A 19,991-nucleotide genomic window follows, 5' to 3' on the forward strand; every position below is an offset into this window, starting at 1 on the left:
GTGGTCGAGACCGGCGACCACCACGCGACCATCCTGGACGGTGACCGCTTCGAGCCGCTGCACCGCTTCCCCACCCGCTACGCCCTACACGGCGGGCCCAAGTTCACGCCGGACGGCCGCTACGTCTTCTTCATGTCGCGCGACGGCTGGGTGACCAAGTTCGACCTCTACGCCCTTTCGACCGTCGCCGAGGTCCGCGCCGGGATCAACTCGCGCAACATCGCGATCTCGGAGGACGGCCGGCACATCGCGGTCGCCAACTACCTGCCGCAGACCCTGGTGCTGCTCAGCGCCGAGGACCTTTCCGTCGAGAAGGTCATCCCGGCGGTCGACCGCTGGGGCAATCCGTCGCGGGTCTCGGCGGTCTATCAGGCGCGGCCCCGCAAGAGCTTCGTCGCCGCGCTCAAGGACGTGCCGGAGATCTGGGAGATCGCCACCGATCCCGAGGCACCGCCGGTCTTCACCGGCCTGGTCCATTCCCGCGAGGCCGGGATGCAGGAGGCGCTGGCTGCGGAATCGGGGCTCTTCGCCCTGCGCCGCATCGAGGCGCCGGAGCCCCTGGACGACTTCTTCTTCACCCCGGACTACCGCAACCTCATCGGCTCGGCCCGCGACGGGCAGAGCGCGGTGGTGGTCAACCTCAACGTCGGCCGCGACATCGCGCGGATCGATCTGCCCGGCCTGCCGCACCTGGGCTCGGGCATCGCCTGGACCTATCGAGATCGGCAAGTGATGGCGACGCCGCACCTCAAGGAAGCGCGGCTCAGCGTCATCGACCTGGAAGATTGGTCGATCGTGAAGACCGTCGAGACCAAGGGCCCGGGCTTCTTCCTGCGCAGCCACGAGAACACGCGCTACGCCTGGACCGACGTCTTCTTCGGGCCGCACCGCGACCTGGTCCACGTGATCGACAAGGAAACCCTGGAGATCGCGCGCACTCTGCAACCGGCGCCGGGCAAGACCGCCGCCCACGTCGAGTTCGACCGCGACGGCAGCCACGCCCTCCTCTCCATCTGGGAAGACGACGGCGCGATCGTCGTCTACGACGCGGCGACCCTGGAGGAGGTCAAGCGCCTGCCGATGTCCAAGCCCTCGGGGAAGTACAATGTCTGGAACAAGATCACTTTCTCCGACGGCACCAGCCACTAGGGTGCCGCCGGCCTCCACGGCGCTGCTGCTCTGCGCCCACGGCAGCCCCGGCAGCGGCGAAGACTTGGCCCGGCGCGCCGCCGCGCTCGGTCGCCGGCTGAGGTGCGCCGAGACGGCGGGCGCGCTGCTCTACGGCGACCCGCCCCTGGAAAAGGTGGTCGCCGGCCTGACCAGTGCGCGCATCTGCGTCGTCCCGCTGCTGCTCTCGGAGGGCACGACCTTCGCCGCGCTGCGCGACCGCCTGCAGGATCTCGGCGGGCCTGCGCGCTTCACCCTCTGCCGGCCCCTGGGAACGCATCCCTGGCTGGCGGCCGGGCTCCTGGCCGCCGCCGAGGCGGAGGCGCGCCGCGCGGGCTGGTCGACGAAGGACCTGGCCCTGGTGCTCGTCGGCCACGGCTCACGCCGCAATTCCGCCTCGCGCGAGGCGACCCAGCGCCTGGCGCGGCAGGTCGGCCGCGCCGCCGGGGGGCTCCGGGTCGACTGCGCCTTCCTGGAGGAGCCGCCGGCACTGGACGCCGTCCTGGCCGCGGCCCCGGAGCGGCGGCTCGTCGTCGCCGGCTGCTTTTCCGAACAGGGCCGCCACGCCCGCAAGGATGTTCCGGCCCTGATCGCGGCCTCGGGACGCGAGGTGCGTTACCTCGGGCCGATCGGCGCCGCCGACTGGACCGATACCTTGATCCTGGACTCGGCCGCGCGCGCCCTGGCCGAGACCGGCCAAACGATAACGCCGCAGCAAGAGGAGGACGCATGTCTGCTCAGCCGCTAGCCCTCGATCCCTCGACGACGGCGCCCGACCTGACGGCGGCCCTTTCCGCCTTCGACCGGGCCAACGCCGCCGATCCGAACCTGGAAGACGGTTCCGAGGGACCGCAGCCGAAGGAGCTGATCTACGGCCGCCGGATGAGCGCCTGCCTCGCCCAGGTCTATCCCGAAGCTTCGGCGGAACTGCAGCTTGCAGCGCGGGCCCAGCACCTGGAACGCTGGCGGATTCCCCGGAACAGCTATCCCGAGGGCCGGGTCGGCTACCTGACCTGGCGCCGCGACCTCAAGGCCTTCCACGCCGAGCGCGCGGCCGAGATTCTGCGCGACCTGGGTTTCGAGGAGGCTCTGATCGCCCGGGTCGGCGCCCTGCTGCGCAAGGAGCGCCTGAAAAAGGACCCGGAGTCCCAGGCCTTGGAGGACGTCGCCTGTCTGGTCTTTTTGGCGCATCACTTCGCCGCCTTCGCCGAGGGCCAGGACGACGCCAAGCTGGTCGAGATCCTGCGCAAGACCTGGCGCAAGATGTCGGAGCGGGGGCACCGGGCAGCGCTCGCCCTGCCGTTGGAGGGCAGGCCGCTGCACCTCGTGCAGACCGCCCTGGCCGGATAGGCTGCGCGCCCGGGCCGTCACCTTATGTAGTGCAGCGTCTGGAAGTCGTTCCGGAAGGCGATGACTTCCGGGACCAGGCTTCCCGGCGCCTCGCCCTTCGCAAGCACGCGGGCGATGAAGCGCGCGACGGTCGCCATCTCGGGCTCCTTCAGGCCCCAGCGGGTCACCTCCTGGGTGCCGAGGCGCAGGCCGTTCAGGTCGCCCGCCACCGGCGGCAGGGGCAGGCCGATGCCGCAGAGCAGGACCCCGGCCTTGGCCAGGTGCTTGGCCGCGGTCTGGCCGCCGCCGTAGGACGCCGCGGGCAGGGCGAGGTGGTGGCTTTCGGTATGGCCGCGGCCCTCGACGCCCTGCACCTCGACGCCTTCCGCGGCGAGCGCGGCGCCAAGGGCCTGAGCGTTGGCGACGCACTGCGCGGCGTAGGCCTCGCCGAACTCCAGCAGGTCGAGGATCGAGAGCGCCAGGGCGGCGGTCTTGCCGAGATCGAAGTTGGCGGTCATGCCGGGGAAGGCGATCTTGTCGAGCTTCTCGGCCAGATCCGCCTCGCTGGTGAGGACCAGGCCGGCGGGCGGGCCGCCGAAAGCCTTGTAAGTCGACATCGTCATGAGCTGAGCGCCCTCGGCCAGGGGGTACTGAAAGCGCCGGCCGGCGATCATGCCGGCCATGTGGGCGGCGTCGTAGAGCACCAGCGCCCCGACCTCCTCGGCGATGGCCCGGACCTCGGCCACGGGATAGGGGAAGAGGCAAAGGCTGCCGGCCAGGGTGATCATCCTGGGCCGCAGGCGGTGCGCCTCGTCGCGCAGACGGTCGAGGTCGATCGTCATCCTTGCGCCGACGTAGGGGACCGGATGGATCTCCAGGCCGTAGAGCCCGGCGCAGCCGGCGGCGTGGTGGGTTACGTGGCCGCCCATCTCGCCGCTGAAGGCGAGGATCCGGTCGCCGGGCCGGCAGGTCGCCATGAAGGCGTAGAGGTTGGCAAGGGCGCCCGAGGGCACGCGGATCTCGGCATAGGGCGCGCTGAAAAGCCGCTTCGCCAGGCTTTCGGCCAGGACCTCGATCCGCTCGGCGTGTTCCATGCCCATCTCGTACTTGTCGCCGGGATAGCCCAGGCTCGGCCGGTTGCCGAGCGAGCGCCCAAGCAGGGCGGCGGCCCGCGGGTTCATGACGTTGGTGCCGGCGTTGAGCCCCAGGCTCTCGCGGTCCATCAGCCGCTCGTGGTCCTCGACCAAGTCGAAGAGCCGGGCCTCGATTTCCTCGCGGTCCTCCAGGTCCAGGCTTGATTCGATCTCGGCAATGGTCGCGGCGCAGCCGGCCGGCAGCCAGGGCTTCTCGGCGATGGGATTGAGGGCGAAGGTCGGGCGGGTCATGGATGCAGTCCTCGAAGGCGTCGATCTCGCGAGAAGATGCCTGGCTTGGCCCTTGAGCCGCAAACCAGATAGTCTGCGGTTCAGGCATAGAAATTCTAGGTCTCGCGATGTCCCTCAAGGCACCCCGTCCCGGCTTGCCGGCCCTGAACACCCTGCGTGCCTTCGAGGCGGCGGCCCGGCACGAGAGCTTCGCCCGGGCCGCGGAAGAACTGAACGTGACCCCCGGAGCCGTGGCGCAGCAGGTCAAGGCTCTCGAAGCCTGGCTCGGGACGCCGCTGTTCAGACGCCTGAACCAGGGCCTGCGCCTGACCGAGGGCGCGCGCGCGGCCTTGCCGGCCTTCGTCGACGCCTTCGATGCGCTGGGATCGGCGGTTCGCGCGCTGAGGGATGCCGTCGGTCCGGCTGAGCTGCGGGTCGCGGCCCTGCCCGCGTTGGCCCAGCTCTGGCTCTCGCCGCGCCGCGCCGCCCTGGCGGCGCTTGCCCCCGCCGGCGGCCTCTCGATCTCGGCCCTGGAGGCACCGCCCGATTTCGGCCGAGAGCTCTACGACCTCGCGCTCTTCTACACCAAGGACCGCCTTCCGGGCGCGGAGGCGATCCCGATCGCCGAGGACCTGATCTTCCCGGTCTGCAGCCCGGACTTGCTGGACGCCGAGCCGCCGCTGCGCGGACCTGCGGATCTGGCGGGCCAGGTTCTGCTGCACGACGCCTCTTGGCGGGGCGACTGGCCGCTATGGTTGCGGAAGGCGGGGACCGAAGCGGTCGACGGCACGGTCGGACCGCGCTTCTCCCTCTACAGCCTGGCTCTCGAAGCCGCGGTCGAAGGCGCCGGGGTCCTGATGGGCCACGAGGCGCTGGTCGCCTCGGCCACCGCGCGGTGTGACCTGGTCATGCCCTTTCCCCTGAGAGTGCCGACGGGGAAGAACCTGAGCCTCATCCTGCCGAAGACCTCGAGGCAGGAGGCAAGACGCTCCGCGCTCGTCGCCTGGTTCCGCGCGCAGGCGGCCGGCGAAACCTCCGCCTGACCGTGCTGGACTCCCGCCTGTCTTTGCCGTGGTACTATGGGGCGGTGGGGCTCCGATGGTAGCGTCGGCCCGTTACGGATGCTGCGGCAAAGGGAGGGCGGCAAGGTGAAGGTCTGTATCTACGGGGCCGGGGCGATCGGCGGTTACCTGGCGGTCGAGCTGGCGCAGGTCGACGGGGTCGAGGTCTCGGCCATCGCCCGCGGCGGGCATCTGGCGGCGATCCGCGAGAAGGGCCTGAAGCTGGTGATCGAGGAGGAGACCCGGGTCGGCCAGGTCCGGGCCAGCGACGATCCGGCCGAGCTCGGGCCCCAGGACTTCGTGATCATTGCCCTCAAGGCTCACCAGGCCTGGGAGGTCGCCGAGCAGATGGCGCCGCTGCTCGGCCCGGAAACGGCGGTGGTGACCTGCCAGAACGGGGTGCCCTGGTGGTACTTCCACGGCCTGGAGGGCCAGTACGCCGACCTGCGCCTGGCCAGCGTGGACCCGGAGGACCGGCAGTGGAACGCGATCGGGCCCGAGCGAGCGATCGGCTGCGTCGTCTACCCGGCCACCGAGATCGTCGAGCCGGGCGTGATCAAGCACATCTACGGCAACAAGTTCGCCCTCGGCGAGCCGGACGGCAGCACCTCGGCGCGCTGCCAGCGCCTGTCGGACGCGATTGAGGCGGGCGGGCTCAAGGCGCCGATCCTGCCGCACATCCGCAACGAGATCTGGCTGAAGCTCTGGGGCAACCTCTGCTTCAACCCGATCTCGGCCCTGACCCGAGAGACCCTGGACGTGGTCGCCACCGATCCGGGCACCCGAGCGCTGTCGCGCGAGATGATGCTGGAGGCGCAGCGCATCGCCGTGCGTTTGGGCGTGCATTTCCGGGTCGACGTCGAGCGGCGGATCAACGGTGCCGCCAAGGTCGGCGCGCACCGGACCTCGATGCTGCAGGACTTGGAGCGTGGCCGGCCGCTTGAGATCGACGCCCTGCTGACCGTGGTCCAGGAGATGGGCCGCATGGTCGAGATGGAGACGCCGCACATCGACAGCGTGCTGGCCCTGGTGCAGCAGCTCGGACGGCGGCTGTCGCTCTACCCGACCTTTCCCGACCACGGCCGCGAGGACCAGGACGCCGAGGTCGCGGTCGACTGACGCCGCCGATCCGGCGGCGCAATTCGGGGTGGCGGTTCGGCCGCGCAGGGCGCATACCTAGAGCGGGACGATACGAGGTCGGATCGACCTCCTACCTGAATCTTGCTCTAAACTGTTGAAGTCGGGCGGGCTTCGGCAGGCAATCCGTGGCAGGAGGCCAGAAGGCGATGTCCGAGCCGCTGACGCAAAACGGCCAGCGCGACCCGCCTCGGCAGCGGCCATCGGGCCGGCTGCGCGCCCTCATGATCCTGCCGCCGATCCTGGTCGGAGTCCTGGTCCTGGTCTGGCAGATCGCCGGGCGCGAAGGGCCGCAGCAGGACCCGCCGCGCGAGGTGGCTCGTGCGGTCCGCGTCGTCGAGGTGCAAGCCACGAGCTTCGTGCCCCGGGCCTTGGGACACGGCTTCGTCCAGCCGGACCGGGTCTGGGACGCCGTGGCCCAGGTCGAGGGCCGGATCGCCACGCGGCACCCGCTCCTGGAGCGCGGCCAGATCCTCGAGGCCGGCACCGAGCTGCTGCGGATCGACCCGACCGACTACGAGCTGGCGGTCGCGCGCGCCGAGGCCGACCTGGCCAGCATCCGCGCCCAGCTCGCCGAGCTGCAGGTGGAGGAGCAGAACCTCCGGGCTTCGCTGGCGATCGAGCGCCGCGCCCTGGAGATCGAGGAGCGGGAGCTGGCGCGGCAGAAGAAGCTGCGCACCAAGGGCAACGTCAGCCAGGCCAGGGTCGACGAGTTCGAGGGCGCCCTGCTGCTGCAGCGCCAGAGGGCGCAGGACCTCAGCAACCAGATCGGTCTCCTGCCGAGCCGCCGAGCGGTGCTCGAGGCCAGCGAACGACAGTCGGCCGCGGTGCTCTCCGAGGCCCAGGTCGACCTGGAGCGGACGGTGCTGCGCCTGCCCTTCGCCGCGCGCATCGCCGAGGTCGAGATCGAGACCGCCCAGTTCGTGCGCAGCGGCGACCGGCTGGTGGTCGCCGACTCGGTCGACTCGGCAGAGATCGCCGTCCAGATCCCGCTGGAGCGGATGCGGCCGCTGGTGCCGCAGGACCTCGACACCTCCGGGCTGTCCGCCGCGGAGCTCGGCAAGGTGGTGCGCAGGATGGGGATCCGGGCTCTGGTCCGCCTGCCGCAGGCCGACTTCACCTTGCCTTGGGAGGCGCGCTTCGACCGGACCTCCGACACCGTCGATCCCAAGACCCGGACCCTTGGCGTGATCGTGGTGGTCGAGGAGCCCTATCGCAGCGTCCTGCCCGGCCGGCGGCCGCCGCTGACCAAGAACATGTTCGTCCAGGTCGAGCTCAGCGGCCGGGTACGGGCGGAGACCATCGTGATCCCCCGGATCGCTTTGCACGACGCCGGCAGCGGGACGCCGGTCGTCTACCTGGCCGGACCCGATGACCGCCTGATTCGGCGCCGGGTCGCGCCGGGCCCGGCCCAGGGCGACCTGGTGGTGATCGAGGACGGCCTGGCGCCGGGCGAGCGGGTGGTGGTGACCGACCTGGTGCCCGCGGTCACGGGCATGCTGCTGGCACCGGCGCTCGACGAGGCCCTGATGAAGCAGGTCGCCTCGGCGGCGGCCGGGTCGGGGTCCGCGCAGTGATCCGCTACTTCGCGAGTCATCCGACCGCGGCCAACCTACTCATGATCCTGCTGCTGGCCTTCGGCGTCCTGGCCCTGCCGCAGTTGCTTCGCGAGACCTTTCCCGACTTCACGGTCGACGCGGTCGAGGTTCGGGTGCCTTATCCGGGCGCGGCAGCCGAGACGGTCGAAGAGGCGATCTGCCAGCGCCTCGAGGACGCGGTCGACGGCCTCACCGACCGCGGCGAGTTGCGCTGCGACGCCCGCGAAAGCCTGGGCACGGCGACCATCGAGATGCGCGAAGGCGGCGACCTCGACCGCTTCCTGCGCGAGGTCAAAGCGGAGGTCGACGCCATCGACGACTTCCCGGAGCAGACCGAGGACGCGGTGGTCCGGCAGATCAACCTGGCCGACCGGGTGGTCTCGATCGCGGTTACCGGCCCGATGTCGGCGCCGCATCTCAAGGTCTATGCCGAGGCCCTGAAGGCGCGGCTGCTCCGCCTGCCCGAGGTCAGCCTGATCGATATCAAGGGCTTCTCCCAGCGCCAGATCCGCATTGCCCTGGATACCGCCCTGCTACGCCAGTACGAGCTCAGCGCTCAGGACATCGCGGACAAGATCGGCCTGCAGAGCGTCGACCTGCCGGCCGGGACCATCGAGACCGGCGAGCGCGACATCTTCATCCGCTTCGCCGACGAGCGGCGCCGGCCAGAGGCTTTCGAGTCCCTGGTGCTGATGGGCGGCGATGCCGGGGGCGAGGTGACCCTGGGCCAGGTGGCCCGGATCTACGATACCTTCGAGCTGGAGGAGGACCGGGTTCTCTTCAACGGCCGCCGCGCCGCCCTGCTGGCGGTCAGCAAGACCAAGGACCAGGACGCCCTGGTGGTGCGCGACGCGGTCGAGCGCTTCCTGGAGGCGGAGCGGGGCCGGGTTCCGCCCGGGGTCGCGTTCGCGCTGACCCGCGACGTCTCGGACATCGTCCGCGACCGCCTGACCATGCTGGTCCGCAACGGCCTGCAGGGGCTGGTCCTGGTCTTCCTGGTGCTCTGGCTGTTCTTCTCCTTGCGGCTGTCGTTCTGGTCTGCCTTGGGACTGCCGGTGTCCTTCCTGGGCTCCCTGATGGTCATGGTGCTGATCGGCTATTCGCTGAACATGCTGACCATGGTCGCCCTGCTGATCGCCATCGGCATCATCATGGACGATTCCATCGTCATCGCCGAGAACGTCGCCCGCCTGCGCCGCGCCGGCCGGCCGCCGCTGGAGGCCGCGATCGAGGGCACGCGGCAGGTCGCGCCCGGCGTGGTGGCCTCCTTCCTGACCTCGATCTGCGTCTTCGCGCCGCTCGCCTTCCTCGAGGGCGACATCGGCAAGGTCCTCAAGGTGGTACCTGTGGTCCTGATCCTGACCCTTGCGGTGAGCCTGATCGAGGCCTTCCTGATCCTGCCGCACCACATCCGTCACACTCCGGCGGACCCCAGAGGGAGCCGCTTCGGTCGCGCCTTCGAGCGCGGCTTCGAAGCCCTGCGGCAGAAGGTCCTGGGCCGGCTGATCGACGCGGCCGTGCGTTGGCGCTACCTCACCGCCGGCCTCGTGGTTATGGTCTTCCTGGTCTCGCTCTCGGCGATGGCCGGCGGGCTGTTGAAGTTCCGCGCCTTCCCCGACCTGGACAGCGACGTGGTCGAGGCGCGCATCCTGCTGCCCCAGGGCACGCCGCTCAGCCGCACGGTGGCGGCGGGCGAGCGGATCACCGAGGCGCTCGAGCGGGTCAACGCGGCCTTCACGCCGGATCAGCCGGATCGGATGCCGCTGGTCCGCAACGTCCTGGTCCAGTTCAATACCAACGTCGACGCCTACGAAAGCGGCCCGCACGTCGCCACGGTAACGGCCGACCTGCTGAAGAGCGACCGGCGCCGGACCCACAGCGACGCCATCCTCGACCGCTGGCGCCGCGAGGTCGGCACCCTCCCCGACGTCCTCAGCCTGACCTTCAAGGACCCGCAGATCGGCCCCGGCGGCTCACCCATCGAGATCCGGCTGCAGGGCCGGGACCTTGCCGAGCTCAAGGCGGCTTCTCGCGAGCTGCTCGACTGGCTGGCGCGCTACCGCGGGGTCGCCGACCTCAACGACGATTTGCGGCCGGGCAAGCCGGAGGTCTGGATGACCCTGCGCGAGGGCGCGACCCAGCTGGGCCTCGACGCGCGCAGCGTCGGCGGCCAGCTGCGCAGCGCTTTCCACGGCACCACGGCCTCGGAGATCCAGGTCGGTGCAGAGGACTTCGAGATCGACGTCCAGCTCGCCGGCGTCGGCCAGGACAGCCTGGGCGACCTTGACAACTTCCACGTGACCCTGCCGACCGGGGAGCAGGTGCCGCTCTCCGCCGTGGCGCAGACCGAAATTGGCCGCGGGTTTTCGCGGATCGGCCGAATCGACGGCCGACGCACGGTGACGATCCGCGGGGACGTCGACACCGAGGTCGCCAACGTCAACGAGATCCTGGGCGACACGATCGCGCGCTTCCTGCCGGAGTTGAGCCGCCGATTTCCCGGTGTCGAGGTTGGACTCGAAGGCGAAATCGCCGAGCAGGGCAAGACACAGGCCTCGATGCTGCGCGGCTTCCTGCTCGGCCTGATCGGGGTCTTCCTCCTGCTCAGCTTCCAGTTTCGCGACTACGTCGAGCCGGTGATCGTGATGCTCGCCATCCCCTTCGCCCTGATCGGCGTGATCTGGGGGCACATCGCCCTGGGCCTCGACCTGTCGATGCCCAGCATGCTCGGCTTCGCCTCCCTGGCCGGCATCGTGGTCAACGACTCGATCCTGCTGTTGGTCTTCATCAAGCTGCGTGCGGCGGAGGGGCGGAGCGTCGTCGAGGCGGCCCGACGCGCCAGCCGCGACCGCTTTCGGGCGGTGCTGCTGACTTCGCTCACCACTATCGCCGGGTTGGTGCCGCTTCTCTTCGAGCAGAGCCAGCAGGCCCAGGTTCTCAAGCCTCTGATCGTGTCGCTGGCCTTCGGCCTGATGGCCTCGACGGTGTTGGTGCTGGTCGTGGTGCCGACGCTCTACGCCATTCTCGACGATTTACGCCCCGCCCGGACGGTCGCGGCCGAGGCATAGGCTTCGCGCGGCGGTAAAATAGGCAGGGTGGGCGCCGCCCCTTTGCCATTCGGCGCCCCTGCGAACCTGGAAACAGCGTCAGGAAGATTCGTCGGCTGTGTCCTGGGCCAGGACGATGAGGTCGAAAGTGCCGTTTGCCAGCGAACCGACCGCGAAGGCCGTGTAGCTCACCTGCTCGTCCAGAGTGACATTGATCTTGGCGACCGACTTGAAGCTGGTGTCCGGCGAGATCCGCACTTGATAGTCGCCCGCTGCAGCGTCGCTGGGGAAGCTCTGCTCGCCGTTGGCCAAGCCGTCGATGAAGAGGCCGCTGCGGTAGGAGCCGCGCTTCGGCCGAACCAGGACGTCGACGGGCGGCGCAACGGCCGCGTGGACGACGGCCAGACGGGTATCGTAGACGCCCAGGGTCGACACGTTGTTGCTGACCTTCGTCAAGGTCGGGGAGGCGCTCTGATTCAGGTGGGCGATGACGGAGGCGTTCTCGAAGGCCGACAGGTCGATCCGGCTGGTCAAGACTAGAAGTCCCTGGCAGGGCTTGTCCGTATCGGCCAGCGAAACCGCGATTTCGTAGCTGCCGGCCGGCAAGGCCACATCGCGGGCGATGTCGCCGAAGGACACGCCGGTCAGCGCGCAGTCGCCGTCGACCGATATGTCGACCGGCAAGGACTCTTCGAGGCCGAGATCGGTGCCGTTGATGCCGTGGATGACCTGGACGCTGGCATCCTGAGCCTGCGCCGGCTGCGCCCAGGCCTGCACGGCCACAAGACCGGCGGTGGCTATAACCAGGGTAGAAAGAGTCTTCATGACGTACCTCCCATAGGTTAGGAATGCTTCTCCCTACGGTGCGGTCTTCGGATTGGATGTACGCCCCAGGTGACGCTTTGTTGAAACCTCGCGCCGGGGCGGCCAAGCCGGTCTCCGATCGGCAAGTGCAGAAGCCCTTGACTCGCGGTGCGCGGTGCAGCAAAGTCCAGAACGCTTAATCTGAACAAGATATCATGCCCTGGGAAAAGTCCTTCGATCGCCAAGAGGCGCTGCATGAGGCGATGCTGCTGTTCTGGCGGCAGGGCTACGAGGACACCTCGATCAGCGATATCGCCGAGGTGACCGGGGCAAGCCGCTACGGCCTCTACGACGAGTTCGGCGACAAGCACGCGCTCTACCTCGAAGCCCTGGAACATTACGGCGAGATCCTGATCGCGCAGCTGATCGGGCCGCTCGAGCGCTCCGATGCCGCCTTGCCCGAGCTTCTGGGCTACCGGGATCGGCTCCTGGCCAGCGTCGATACCGAGATCGGGCGCCTGGGATGCTTCCTCTGCCTCTCCGGCGTGGATCTCGGCCCCAGCGACCCCGAGGTGTCGGCGCGAGTCGCCGCCACCTTCCAGCGGGTCATCGCCGCCGTGACGCGGGCCTTCGAGAACGCCGAGGCCGAGGGCGACTGGCAGTCGCAGCTGAGCCCGCAGGAAGCCGCCGAGGTGATCGCTGCGGCGGTCCAGGGCGCGGCCGTTTTCCTGCGTTCGGGGCGCGACCCCGCCGCCGTTGCGCGCGGCCTCAAGAACAGCTTCGCGGCGGTGCTGAGGGGGTAAAAATTTTTGTCCGGTCCAGACTGTACGTTCTGAAGAAAGGAGCCGAGCTGCGATGAAGCCGAGAATCCTCTTTCCGGGCCTGCTGGGCCTTTTGACCCTGGTTGCGGCGCCACTTGCGGCCCAGGACGCAAAGCCGAGCTACCGCCCGCCGCTTTCGGCCGACTTTCCATACGAATCCCGCTTCGTCGAAGTCCTCGGTTCGCGGATCTACTACATCGAAGCGGGCCAGGGGGCGCCCATCCTCCTGCTTCACGGCAACCCCACGTCCTCCTACCTCTGGCGCAACGTCATCCCCTTCCTAGAGCCCCACGGCCGGGTCATCGCGCCCGACCTGATCGGCTTCGGCCGCTCGGACAAGCCGGACATCGGCTACACCTTCGTCGAGCATCGCGCCTACGTCGCCGGCTTCATCGCGGCCCTGGGCCTGGAGGGGCTGACCCTGGTTTTGCATGACTGGGGCTCGGCGCTGGGCTTCGACTACGCGATGCGCAGCAACGGCCGGGTCCGGGCCATTGCCTTCATGGAGGCCCTGGTGCCGCCGGTCTTTCCAATGGAGTCCTTTGCCGACATGGGCCCCTACGAGCAGTTGTTCCGTGACATGCGGGATCCGGCCAAGGGGCCCATCATGGTGATTCGGGACAACGCCTTCATCGAGCAGATCCTGCCCAGCGCGGTGCTGCGCGACCTGACGCCGGAGGAGATGGCCGCCTACCGCGCACCCTTCGCCGAGGTCTCGGCGCGCAAGCCGATCCTGGTCTGGCCAAACCAGATTCCGATCGGCGGCGAGCCCGAGGAGGTCGCGGCCATCGTCGAGTCCTACGGCGCCTGGCTGCGCGAGACCGAGATCCCGCTACTGCACCTCTACGCCTCGCCGGGCGCGCTCAACCCGCCCGAGGTCGCAGCCTGGCTCGCCGGCAACCTCAGGAACATCGAGACCGCTTTCGTCGGCGGCGGGCTGCATTACATTCAGGAGGACCAGCCCGAAGCCATCGGCCGCGCGCTCGCCGACTGGCTGCGGCGGACCGGCGGATGAACGCGCCGCGATCACCCGGGAGGCCGAGATGACTCCGTTTCAGGATCTCTTCGATATCGCCGCCCGGCGCAAGGGCGGGGCGGCGGCCCTGGAGGCGCTCTTGCCTTCGCCCGAAAGCCCGGAGGCCCTGGCCCGAATTCCCGACGACCGCTGGCTCGCCGGGATGACCAAGCGGATCTTCCAGGCCGGCTTCGTCTGGCGGGTGATCGAGGACAAGTGGCCGGGCTTCGAGGCCGCCTTCGAGGGCTTCGAGCCGCGGCGCTGGCAGATGATGTCCGACGAGGACCTGGATCGCCTGGTCGTGGACCAGCGCATCGTGCGCAACGCCAAGAAGATCCTGACCGTGCGCGACAACGCCAGGCTGCTCTGCGAGCTGGCGGCCGAGCGAGGCTCGGCCGCCAAGGCCTTCGCCGACTGGCCGAGCGAGGACTACATCGGCCTGCTCGATCTCCTGAAGACCCGGGGCAGCCGCCTGGGCGGCTCGACCGCGCAGTACTTTCTGCGCTTCATGGGCAAGGACTCCTTCATGACCTCGGGCGACGTCGCCGTGGCCCTGATCCGCGAGGGCGTGGTCGACAAGCCGCCGACCGGCAAAGGCGCGCTCAAGAAGGTGCAGAGCGCCTTCAACGTCTGGATGGAGGAGAGCGGCCGGCCGCTCACCCATATCAGCCGCGTCCTGGCCTTCACGGTGCCGGGCGAGGGCGAGGAGACCTGAGCCTCGACGCCGCGACCGCCGGATGCCCGCCGGCCTGGCCATCGGCTGGGGTTTCCCGCCCCGGCAGGCGGCGATCGGACGTCTTGGTTGCGCCCGATCTGGCCTTTGCCTAAACCTGCTCATGATGCGAAGCGCCGTGGAGGGTCAAGCGCCCGAACGACAAGGGCCGGCCCGGCGCCGTCCAAGGAGGGAGGTGATCATGGTCTTCATGGCGCGACGGGGCGCGGCAGGCCGGCTGCTCGGCGGTCTTTTCGGCCTGGCGTTGATCGCCCTGGGGCCGGCGACGGCCGCACGGGCCGCGGAAAAGGTGACGGTCGCCGCGTTGACCTTCGTCTCCTCCTCGCCGCTCTTCATCGCCTACGAGAAGGGCTACTTCGCCGAGGCCGGGCTGGAGGTCGAGTTCAAGTTCTTCCGGGCGGCGCAGCCGGTGGCGGTGGCCATCGCCGCGGGCGACGCCGACTTCGGGGTCACCGCCTTCACCGCCGGCTTCTTCAACCTGGCGGGCAAGGGCGCGCTCAAGGTGATCGGCGCCCAGCTGCACGAGCGTCCCGGCTACGACGGCTCGGCGATCCTGGTCTCCAACAAGGCGCACGCCGCGGGCTTCACCTCGGTCGACAAGTTCCCCGGGCATTCCTTCGCCATGACCCAGGTCGGCTCCTCCTTCCACTACATGATCGGCCGGGTCTCGGAGGCGGCCGGTTTTCCGCTCGATCAGGTGACGCTCAAGCCGCTGCAGGCGGTGCCCAACATGATCGGCGCCCTGAAGAGCGGTCAGGTCGACGCCATGATCATCGTGCCGCACATCGCCAAGCCGCTTGAGGCGGCCGGCGCCGCCAAGATCATCGGCTGGGTGCGCGACTACGCGCCCTACCAGGTCGGCGGGCTCTTCACATCGAGCCGCAACGTCGCCGAGCGGCCGGAGCTGGTGCGCGCCTTCGCAGAGGCCTACCGCCGGGGCGCCGGCGACTACGCCGAAGCCTTCCTGGCGCGCGATGCCGAGGGCAAGCCGGTCGCTGCGAAGTCGACCGAGGAGACGGTCGCGCTGATCCACCGCTACGTCTACAAGGACAACCCGCCGGAGAAGGCCTTCCCCAAGATCCGCAACGGCGCCATGTACATCGACGCCGAGGCCCGGCTCGACGTCGCCGACGTCCACGAGCAGGTGCGCTGGTACCAGGACAAGGGCCTGGTCGACTCCAGCGTCGATCCGGCGAAGATCATCGACACCGGCTTCCTGCCCGCCCTGCCGGGGACCGAGAGGTAGCGGCCCGTACGCGGGTGCTCCGGCGATGCGGCTGGAGGTCAGCCAGGTCGGCCACCATTACGACGACCTGACGGTCCTCGAGGGCATCGATCTCTCGGTCGAGGCCGGCGAGGTGCTGGCCCTGATCGGGCCCTCGGGCTGCGGCAAGTCGACCCTGCTGTCGATCCTGGGCGGGCTGCTGCGGCCCAGCAGCGGGGCGGTGTTCCGCGAGGGCGACCTGCCCGCGGGCTGCCTGGTGCCCATGACCTACGTCTTCCAGGACTTCGCCCTGCTGCCCTGGCGCAGCGTCGAGGGCAACGTCCGGCTGGTGCTGGAGGACCAGCCCCTGACCCCCGCCGAACGCGCCGAGCGCGTGACGGAGGTCCTGGCCCTGACCGGGCTCGCCGACTTTCGGAGCGCCTATCCCAAGCAGCTCTCCGGCGGCATGCGCCAGCGCCTGGGCATCGCCCGGGCCCTGGCGGTGCGGCCCGCGGTCCTGCTGATGGACGAGCCGCTCTCGGCCCTCGACGCCCAGACCCGCAGCCTTCTCCTCGAGGACTTCGCCGCGCTCTTCGCCCGGACCCGGGCGACCGCGGTCTACGTGACCCACAACCTCGCCGAAGCCCTGCGCCTCGCCGACCGGGTGGCGGTGCTGTCGAGGCGGCCCGGGCGCCTCAAGGCGCTGCTGCCGATTCCCATTGCGGTGGCGGATCGCAAGGCCGGCGACCCGGCCCTGGCCGAGATCGAGGGGCGGCTCTGGGACCTGATTCGCGAGGAGGCCGCAGCCGCCGACAAGGAGCTCGGCGATGTCGCCTGAGCCGCGGCATCTCGACCGCGGGCCGGTGCCCTTCCGCGCCCGCGGCTTTGCGCCGCGCCTGGTGCCGCTCGCCGCCTGGGGCAGCTTCCTCGGAGTCATCCTGCTCTGGCAACTCGGCTCGGCGGGGGGCGTGATCCCGGCCCTGGTCCTGCCGAGCCCCTGGGAGGTTCTCCAGGCCCTCTGGGCCCTGGCGGTCTCGGGCGAGCTCTGGCGCCACTTCGCGGCCTCGCTGCAGCGGCTGCTGGCCGGCTGGACCCTGGGCACCCTGGCCGGCCTGCTGGTCGGCCTCGCGGTCGGGATGTTCACCTGGGCGCGCTCGCCCGGCATCGCCTTCGTCTCGGCGCTCTTCCCGATCCCGAAGATCGCCCTCTTGCCGCTGTTCATCATCTGGTTCGGCATCGGCGAGCCCTCGAAAGTCGCGACCATCGCCTTCGGAGTCTTCTTTCCGACCGTGATCAACACCTTCGGCGGGGTCGACAACGTCTCGCGCAGCCTGATCCGCATGGGCCAGAGCTTCGACCTGCCGACCCGCTCGATCGTGCGCAAGATCGTCCTGCCGGGCGCCCTGCCGGCAATCCTGTCGGGCTTCCGGATCTCCGCCTCGATCGCGATCATCCTTCTGATCGCCGCCGAGATGATCGGCGCGGAGTACGGCGTCGGCGCCCTGGTGCTGGCGGCCGGCAACCTCTACCAGATCGACCAGCTCCTGGCCGGCGTGGTGGTCCTGTCGCTGCTCGGGCTCTGCGTCTCCGCCGTGCTGTCCCGGCTCGAAGCCTGGCTGCTGGCCTGGCGCTGAATCCCGAGCGGCCGCAGACCTCCAAGCCGAGGCAGGCCGACAGGCCGGCGGAGGCGTGCTGCGGCCGGCCGGGATCGAAGGCAGGTCGGGGGTGTGGCTTGGCCTGGCTAATAGTCGTCGGGGAGGCGCGTGGCGCTGACCGCCTGGGCTAGGAAGCCGCGCAGGTGCTCCCAGGTCTCCCCGCCGAAATGGCCGACGAAGCGGTTCTGGGCGTCATGCCACAGGGGGTAGCCCTGCTTCAGCATGGCCCGGCCTGCGGCGGTTAGCGACAGGTTGACGCTGCGCCGGCCCTCCCGGCTGAGCTTTTCGACCAGTCCCTGGCTTTCCAAAGGCCGCAGGTTCCGAGCCATGGTCGACGGATCCATGACCATCTCGCGGGCCAGGCGGGCGATGCTGGTGGGTTGCATCGCCCCGACCGCCACGAGGATCACGAACTGCGTCGAGCGTAGGCCCGTGGGCTCAAGACATTCATCGAAGAACTGCGTGACGGCACGTGTTGCTTTCCGGAAGTTTCCGCAAGCGCATTGTGTCGCTACCTGCGCCAAGTCATCCGGACTTAACTGTTCCGGTATATCCAGCATGGTCTGATATGCCCCTCTCTGCGAGCAATCTGAACCACTGTGATGTCTTGAGGGTTGATCGCATTTTTTTGGAGGCCCGGAGCGTCTTGCTCCCGACCCGGTTCAGTTGTAGGCCCGCAGGATGAAGCTTAGCACCCATCCTGCTTTGAGACACAAGGCATTGTAGAATTCGGGGCCGATTGCGGCCGGCGCGTGACTTCTCTGCCACGGCACCTCCGCCTCGCAAGTTGCGGGCAAAGGGTTTCAGAGCGCGTTCAGCGGAATCCTGAGATAGGCGATGCCGTTGTCCTCCGGCGGCGGGAAACGCCCGGCGCGCAGGTTCACCTGCACGGAGGGGAGGATCAGCGCCGGCATCTGAAGCGTCTTGTCACGCTCTTCGCGCAGCTTCACGAAGGCGTCCTCGTCGATGCCGTCGTGCAGATGAATGTTCTTGTCCCTTTGCTCCGCCACCGTGGTCTCCCAGGCGAAGTGATCGCGCCCGGGCGCCTTGTAGTCGTGGCAGAGGAACATATGGGTTTCGGGCGGCAGGGCAAAGAGCTTCCGGATCGAGCGGTAGAGGGTCGCCGCGTCGCCGCCTGGGAAGTCCGTGCGGGCGCTGCCGTAGTCGGGCATGAAGATTGTATCGCCGACGAAGGCCGCATCGCCGATCAGGTAGGTGACGCAGGCCGGTGTATGCCCCGGCGTCGCCAGGACCCGGGCCTCCAGCGCGCCGATCCGGAAGGTCTCGCCGTCGGCGAAGAGGTAGTCGAAGTCGGACCCGTCGGCCGCGAACTCCGGACCGAGGTTGTAGAGGGCCTTGAAGGTCGCCTGGACCTCGGTGATCCGCTTGCCGATCGCGCTGCGCCCGCCGACTTGCTGCTTCAGGTAGGAGGCCGCGGTCATGTGGTCGGCGTGCAGATGGGTCTCGAGGATCCAGTCGACGCGCAGCGACTGCGTCGCCAGGTGGTCGATGATGGCGTCGGCACTGCGGGTGCTGCTACGCGCGGACTTGGGATCGAAGTCGAGCACGCTGTCGATGATCGCGGCGTGCCCGCCCTCCGGCTCGGATACGACGTAGGACACGGTGAAGGTGTCCTCGTCGAAAAAGGCTTTGACCCGCGGGCCCATGTCCTCTCCCTTTTGGGGGCGGCACGCCGGCCCGACCGGCCGGACGTGACCTGATAGCAGATGGCCGGCCGGCCGGCAAAGCGGAGAGGGCGAGGATCATGGCTTCGAATGACGGGATTCGGGTCTTCGGCTTTGCCGGAAGCTTGCGGCGCGGCTCTCTCAACAAGGCGCTGCTGGCGGCGGCGCAGGACCTGGCGCCGGACGGCATGGCGATCGAGGTCTTCGACCTTGCAGGGGTGCCGCTCTACGACGAGGACCTGCGCCAGGCCGGCCTTCCAGAGGCCGTCGCCGCGTTGCGGGCGGGCATCGCCGCTGCGGACGCGGTGCTGATCGCGACGCCGGAATACAACTTCTCCTTTTCGGGGGTGGTCAAGAACGCCATCGACTGGGCCTCCCGGCCGCCAGACCAGCCCTTCGCCGGTAAGCCGATCGCGATCCTGGGCGCCAGCCCGAGCCGTCTGGGCACGGCCCGCGCCCAGTACCAGCTGCGCCAATGCTTCATCTACCTGGATGGCCGGATCATGAACCGCCCCGAGATGATGCTGGGCGACGCCCGCCGCGCTTTCGACGAGGCCGGGCGGCTGGCCGAGCCGAAAGCGCGCGAGCACCTGGCCGCGTTCCTCGCGGCGCTGGCCGACTTCACGCGGGAGGGCCGCCGGCCGTGACCCGGGCGCTTCAGGACTTGGCTTTGGGGAAGGGGCGCCAGCCGCGCAGGATCGCCTGGTCGTCACTGCAGAACATGCGCTCACCCCGGCTGGGATCGATGACGATGGCGTCGTAACCTTTGTCAGAGGGCACGTAGAAGACCCGTTGGTCCTTCTCGTTGATGGTTCCCTTGATGACGCAGTACTGCGGATCCTCGGCCTCGCCGGGCAGGCGCACGCCGTCGCGCCAGGACGCGGGCGCCACGAAATCGCCGCGCCAGATGCCGAACTTGGCCTCCTTGGCGCTGTTCTGGGCCGTCTGAAACGCCGAAGGCGCTTCGGGAAGCGCAACGGCGTAGCCCTGCTGGAGAAGCGCAACCGCCAGATCCTTGTCGTCGACGCTGCAACTTGCCTGGGCGCTCTGCGATTCCGGGTCCGCCGGTTCGCAAACGACCTCGCCGAAGGCGATCAGTTTGCGCAGCGCCAAGGCGGCCTCCAGACCGCAACGCCAGGACTTGCTGTCGTTGAAGCAGCGCTGACCGAGTTCCGGCGCGTCGATTCCCGATAGCTGCACCAGGCGGCCCTCGACGACCAGGGTATCCCCATCGATCACCGGATTGGCCTCGTTCGCGCCCAGCGCGCCATCGCCGGGCGCCAGGCAAACCCAGGCCACAGCGGCGGCGACGGGAAGGAACATCTTGAGAACAGACCGTGTCAACGCGCTTCCTCAACGGCTTTCGTTAAC

General features: G+C 69.2%; 19 protein-coding genes. 14 read left to right on the plus strand and 5 right to left on the minus strand.

All coding sequences use genetic code 11. The annotated features are described in order from the left end of the window. The 3 genes from QNJ30_21210 to QNJ30_21220 form a co-directional block, all read left to right on the plus strand. The coding region (locus QNJ30_21210) for a cytochrome D1 domain-containing protein (protein ID MDJ0945974.1) at positions 1 to 1,149 on the plus strand (1,149 nt) is incomplete at its 5' end. Position 1,150: 1 nt separating this feature from the next. Next, positions 1,151 to 1,915, plus strand: coding sequence for a CbiX/SirB N-terminal domain-containing protein (locus QNJ30_21215; GenBank protein MDJ0945975.1), 765 nt, complete (start codon positions 1,151 to 1,153; stop codon positions 1,913 to 1,915). Further along, the gene (locus tag QNJ30_21220; GenBank protein MDJ0945976.1) at positions 1,897 to 2,517 is read left to right on the plus strand and encodes a DUF4202 domain-containing protein; all 621 of its coding nucleotides are present in this window, start codon (positions 1,897 to 1,899) and stop codon (positions 2,515 to 2,517) included. Before QNJ30_21215 ends, QNJ30_21220 begins: the two co-directional genes overlap by 19 nt. 17 nt (positions 2,518 to 2,534) lie before the next feature. Here QNJ30_21220 and QNJ30_21225 read toward each other — a convergent pair whose 3' ends face one another. Further along, a complete protein-coding gene (locus QNJ30_21225; GenBank protein MDJ0945977.1) occupies positions 2,535 to 3,881 on the minus strand; it encodes an aminotransferase class I/II-fold pyridoxal phosphate-dependent enzyme in 1,347 nt (448 codons plus the stop codon). A 107-nt stretch (positions 3,882 to 3,988) separates the two neighbouring features. On the opposite strand from QNJ30_21225, the gene QNJ30_21230 reads away from it, so the two are divergent. The 4 genes from QNJ30_21230 to QNJ30_21245 all read left to right on the plus strand — a co-directional run bounded on the left by QNJ30_21230 (position 3,989) and on the right by QNJ30_21245 (position 10,724). Beyond that, a complete protein-coding gene (locus QNJ30_21230; protein ID MDJ0945978.1) occupies positions 3,989 to 4,903 on the plus strand; it encodes a LysR family transcriptional regulator in 915 nt (304 codons plus the stop codon). 105 nt (positions 4,904 to 5,008) lie between these two features. After that, complete coding sequence (locus QNJ30_21235; GenBank protein ID MDJ0945979.1) at positions 5,009 to 6,040, plus strand: 2-dehydropantoate 2-reductase; 1,032 nt, start codon at positions 5,009 to 5,011, stop codon at positions 6,038 to 6,040. Positions 6,041 to 6,207: 167 nt separating this feature from the next. Continuing rightward, positions 6,208 to 7,635: a hypothetical protein gene (locus QNJ30_21240; protein ID MDJ0945980.1), complete on the plus strand. Its 1,428-nt coding sequence runs from the start codon at positions 6,208 to 6,210 to the stop codon at positions 7,633 to 7,635. Then, positions 7,632 to 10,724 carry an efflux RND transporter permease subunit gene (locus QNJ30_21245; protein ID MDJ0945981.1) on the plus strand — a complete coding sequence of 1,031 codons (3,093 nt, stop codon included), beginning with the start codon at positions 7,632 to 7,634 and terminating at the stop codon, positions 10,722 to 10,724. The genes QNJ30_21240 and QNJ30_21245 overlap by 4 nt, the downstream gene beginning before the upstream one ends. 78 nt (positions 10,725 to 10,802) lie before the next feature. Here QNJ30_21245 and QNJ30_21250 read toward each other — a convergent pair whose 3' ends face one another. Beyond that, entirely contained in the window at positions 10,803 to 11,528 is a 726-nt protein-coding gene (locus tag QNJ30_21250; GenBank protein ID MDJ0945982.1) for a DUF4397 domain-containing protein, read from the minus strand. A 194-nt stretch (positions 11,529 to 11,722) separates the two neighbouring features. Here QNJ30_21250 and QNJ30_21255 point away from each other — a divergent pair, with 194 nt between their 5' ends. From QNJ30_21255 to QNJ30_21280, 6 genes are all read left to right on the plus strand, one after another. Further along, positions 11,723 to 12,310 (plus strand): TetR/AcrR family transcriptional regulator, encoded by a 588-nt coding sequence (locus QNJ30_21255; GenBank protein MDJ0945983.1) that lies wholly within the window; start codon positions 11,723 to 11,725, stop codon positions 12,308 to 12,310. A 52-nt stretch (positions 12,311 to 12,362) separates the two neighbouring features. Next, positions 12,363 to 13,343: a haloalkane dehalogenase gene (locus tag QNJ30_21260; GenBank protein MDJ0945984.1), complete on the plus strand. Its 981-nt coding sequence runs from the start codon at positions 12,363 to 12,365 to the stop codon at positions 13,341 to 13,343. Between the two features lie 28 nt (positions 13,344 to 13,371). Continuing rightward, the gene (locus tag QNJ30_21265) at positions 13,372 to 14,058 is read left to right on the plus strand and encodes a DNA-3-methyladenine glycosylase I (protein ID MDJ0945985.1); all 687 of its coding nucleotides are present in this window, start codon (positions 13,372 to 13,374) and stop codon (positions 14,056 to 14,058) included. A 199-nt stretch (positions 14,059 to 14,257) separates the two neighbouring features. After that, complete coding sequence (locus tag QNJ30_21270; protein MDJ0945986.1) at positions 14,258 to 15,322, plus strand: ABC transporter substrate-binding protein; 1,065 nt, start codon at positions 14,258 to 14,260, stop codon at positions 15,320 to 15,322. A gap of 25 nt (positions 15,323 to 15,347) precedes the next feature. Next, a complete protein-coding gene (locus QNJ30_21275; protein ID MDJ0945987.1) occupies positions 15,348 to 16,118 on the plus strand; it encodes an ABC transporter ATP-binding protein in 771 nt (256 codons plus the stop codon). Beyond that, positions 16,108 to 16,914, plus strand: coding sequence for an ABC transporter permease (locus QNJ30_21280; GenBank protein MDJ0945988.1), 807 nt, complete (start codon positions 16,108 to 16,110; stop codon positions 16,912 to 16,914). The genes QNJ30_21275 and QNJ30_21280 overlap by 11 nt, the downstream gene beginning before the upstream one ends. 107 nt (positions 16,915 to 17,021) lie before the next feature. On the opposite strand, the gene QNJ30_21285 is transcribed toward QNJ30_21280, so the two are convergent. Further along, the gene (locus tag QNJ30_21285; protein MDJ0945989.1) at positions 17,022 to 17,495 is read right to left on the minus strand and encodes a MarR family winged helix-turn-helix transcriptional regulator; all 474 of its coding nucleotides are present in this window, start codon (positions 17,493 to 17,495) and stop codon (positions 17,022 to 17,024) included. A 243-nt stretch (positions 17,496 to 17,738) separates the two neighbouring features. Beyond that, entirely contained in the window at positions 17,739 to 18,602 is an 864-nt protein-coding gene (locus QNJ30_21290; GenBank protein ID MDJ0945990.1) for an MBL fold metallo-hydrolase, read from the minus strand. 98 nt (positions 18,603 to 18,700) lie between these two features. Between QNJ30_21290 and QNJ30_21295 the strand changes: the two genes are divergently transcribed. Continuing rightward, positions 18,701 to 19,267, plus strand: a complete 567-nt coding sequence (locus tag QNJ30_21295) for an NAD(P)H-dependent oxidoreductase (protein ID MDJ0945991.1) — start codon at positions 18,701 to 18,703, stop codon at positions 19,265 to 19,267. A 10-nt stretch (positions 19,268 to 19,277) separates the two neighbouring features. Here the strand turns inward: QNJ30_21295 and QNJ30_21300 are convergent, their stop codons facing one another. Further along, on the minus strand, positions 19,278 to 19,964 hold the full coding sequence (locus QNJ30_21300; GenBank protein MDJ0945992.1) for a thermonuclease family protein: 687 nt from the start codon (positions 19,962 to 19,964) through the stop codon (positions 19,278 to 19,280). Between the last annotated feature and the right edge of the window lie 27 nt (positions 19,965 to 19,991).

Source organism: Kiloniellales bacterium (assembly GCA_030066685.1).
GTDB lineage: Bacteria > Pseudomonadota > Alphaproteobacteria > Kiloniellales > JAKSBE01 > JAKSBE01.

Excerpts from the sequence above, each read along its gene's own strand:
- QNJ30_21240 (MDJ0945980.1), top strand. The coding sequence starts at position 6,208 with ATGTCCGAGCCGCTGACGCAAAACGGCCAGCGCGACCCGCCTCGGCAG.
- QNJ30_21220 (MDJ0945976.1), top strand. The coding sequence starts at position 1,897 with ATGTCTGCTCAGCCGCTAGCCCTCGATCCCTCGACGACGGCGCCCGAC.
- QNJ30_21250 (MDJ0945982.1), bottom strand. The coding sequence starts at position 11,528 with ATGAAGACTCTTTCTACCCTGGTTATAGCCACCGCCGGTCTTGTGGCC.
- QNJ30_21295 (MDJ0945991.1), top strand. The coding sequence starts at position 18,701 with ATGGCTTCGAATGACGGGATTCGGGTCTTCGGCTTTGCCGGAAGCTTG.
- QNJ30_21275 (MDJ0945987.1), top strand. The coding sequence starts at position 15,348 with ATGCGGCTGGAGGTCAGCCAGGTCGGCCACCATTACGACGACCTGACG.
- QNJ30_21265 (MDJ0945985.1), top strand. The coding sequence starts at position 13,372 with ATGACTCCGTTTCAGGATCTCTTCGATATCGCCGCCCGGCGCAAGGGC.
- QNJ30_21290 (MDJ0945990.1), bottom strand. The coding sequence starts at position 18,602 with ATGGGCCCGCGGGTCAAAGCCTTTTTCGACGAGGACACCTTCACCGTG.
- QNJ30_21280 (MDJ0945988.1), top strand. The coding sequence starts at position 16,108 with ATGTCGCCTGAGCCGCGGCATCTCGACCGCGGGCCGGTGCCCTTCCGC.
- QNJ30_21285 (MDJ0945989.1), bottom strand. The coding sequence starts at position 17,495 with ATGCTGGATATACCGGAACAGTTAAGTCCGGATGACTTGGCGCAGGTA.
- QNJ30_21270 (MDJ0945986.1), top strand. The coding sequence starts at position 14,258 with ATGGTCTTCATGGCGCGACGGGGCGCGGCAGGCCGGCTGCTCGGCGGT.
- QNJ30_21255 (MDJ0945983.1), top strand. The coding sequence starts at position 11,723 with ATGCCCTGGGAAAAGTCCTTCGATCGCCAAGAGGCGCTGCATGAGGCG.
- QNJ30_21260 (MDJ0945984.1), top strand. The coding sequence starts at position 12,363 with ATGAAGCCGAGAATCCTCTTTCCGGGCCTGCTGGGCCTTTTGACCCTG.
- QNJ30_21230 (MDJ0945978.1), top strand. The coding sequence starts at position 3,989 with ATGTCCCTCAAGGCACCCCGTCCCGGCTTGCCGGCCCTGAACACCCTG.
- QNJ30_21225 (MDJ0945977.1), bottom strand. The coding sequence starts at position 3,881 with ATGACCCGCCCGACCTTCGCCCTCAATCCCATCGCCGAGAAGCCCTGG.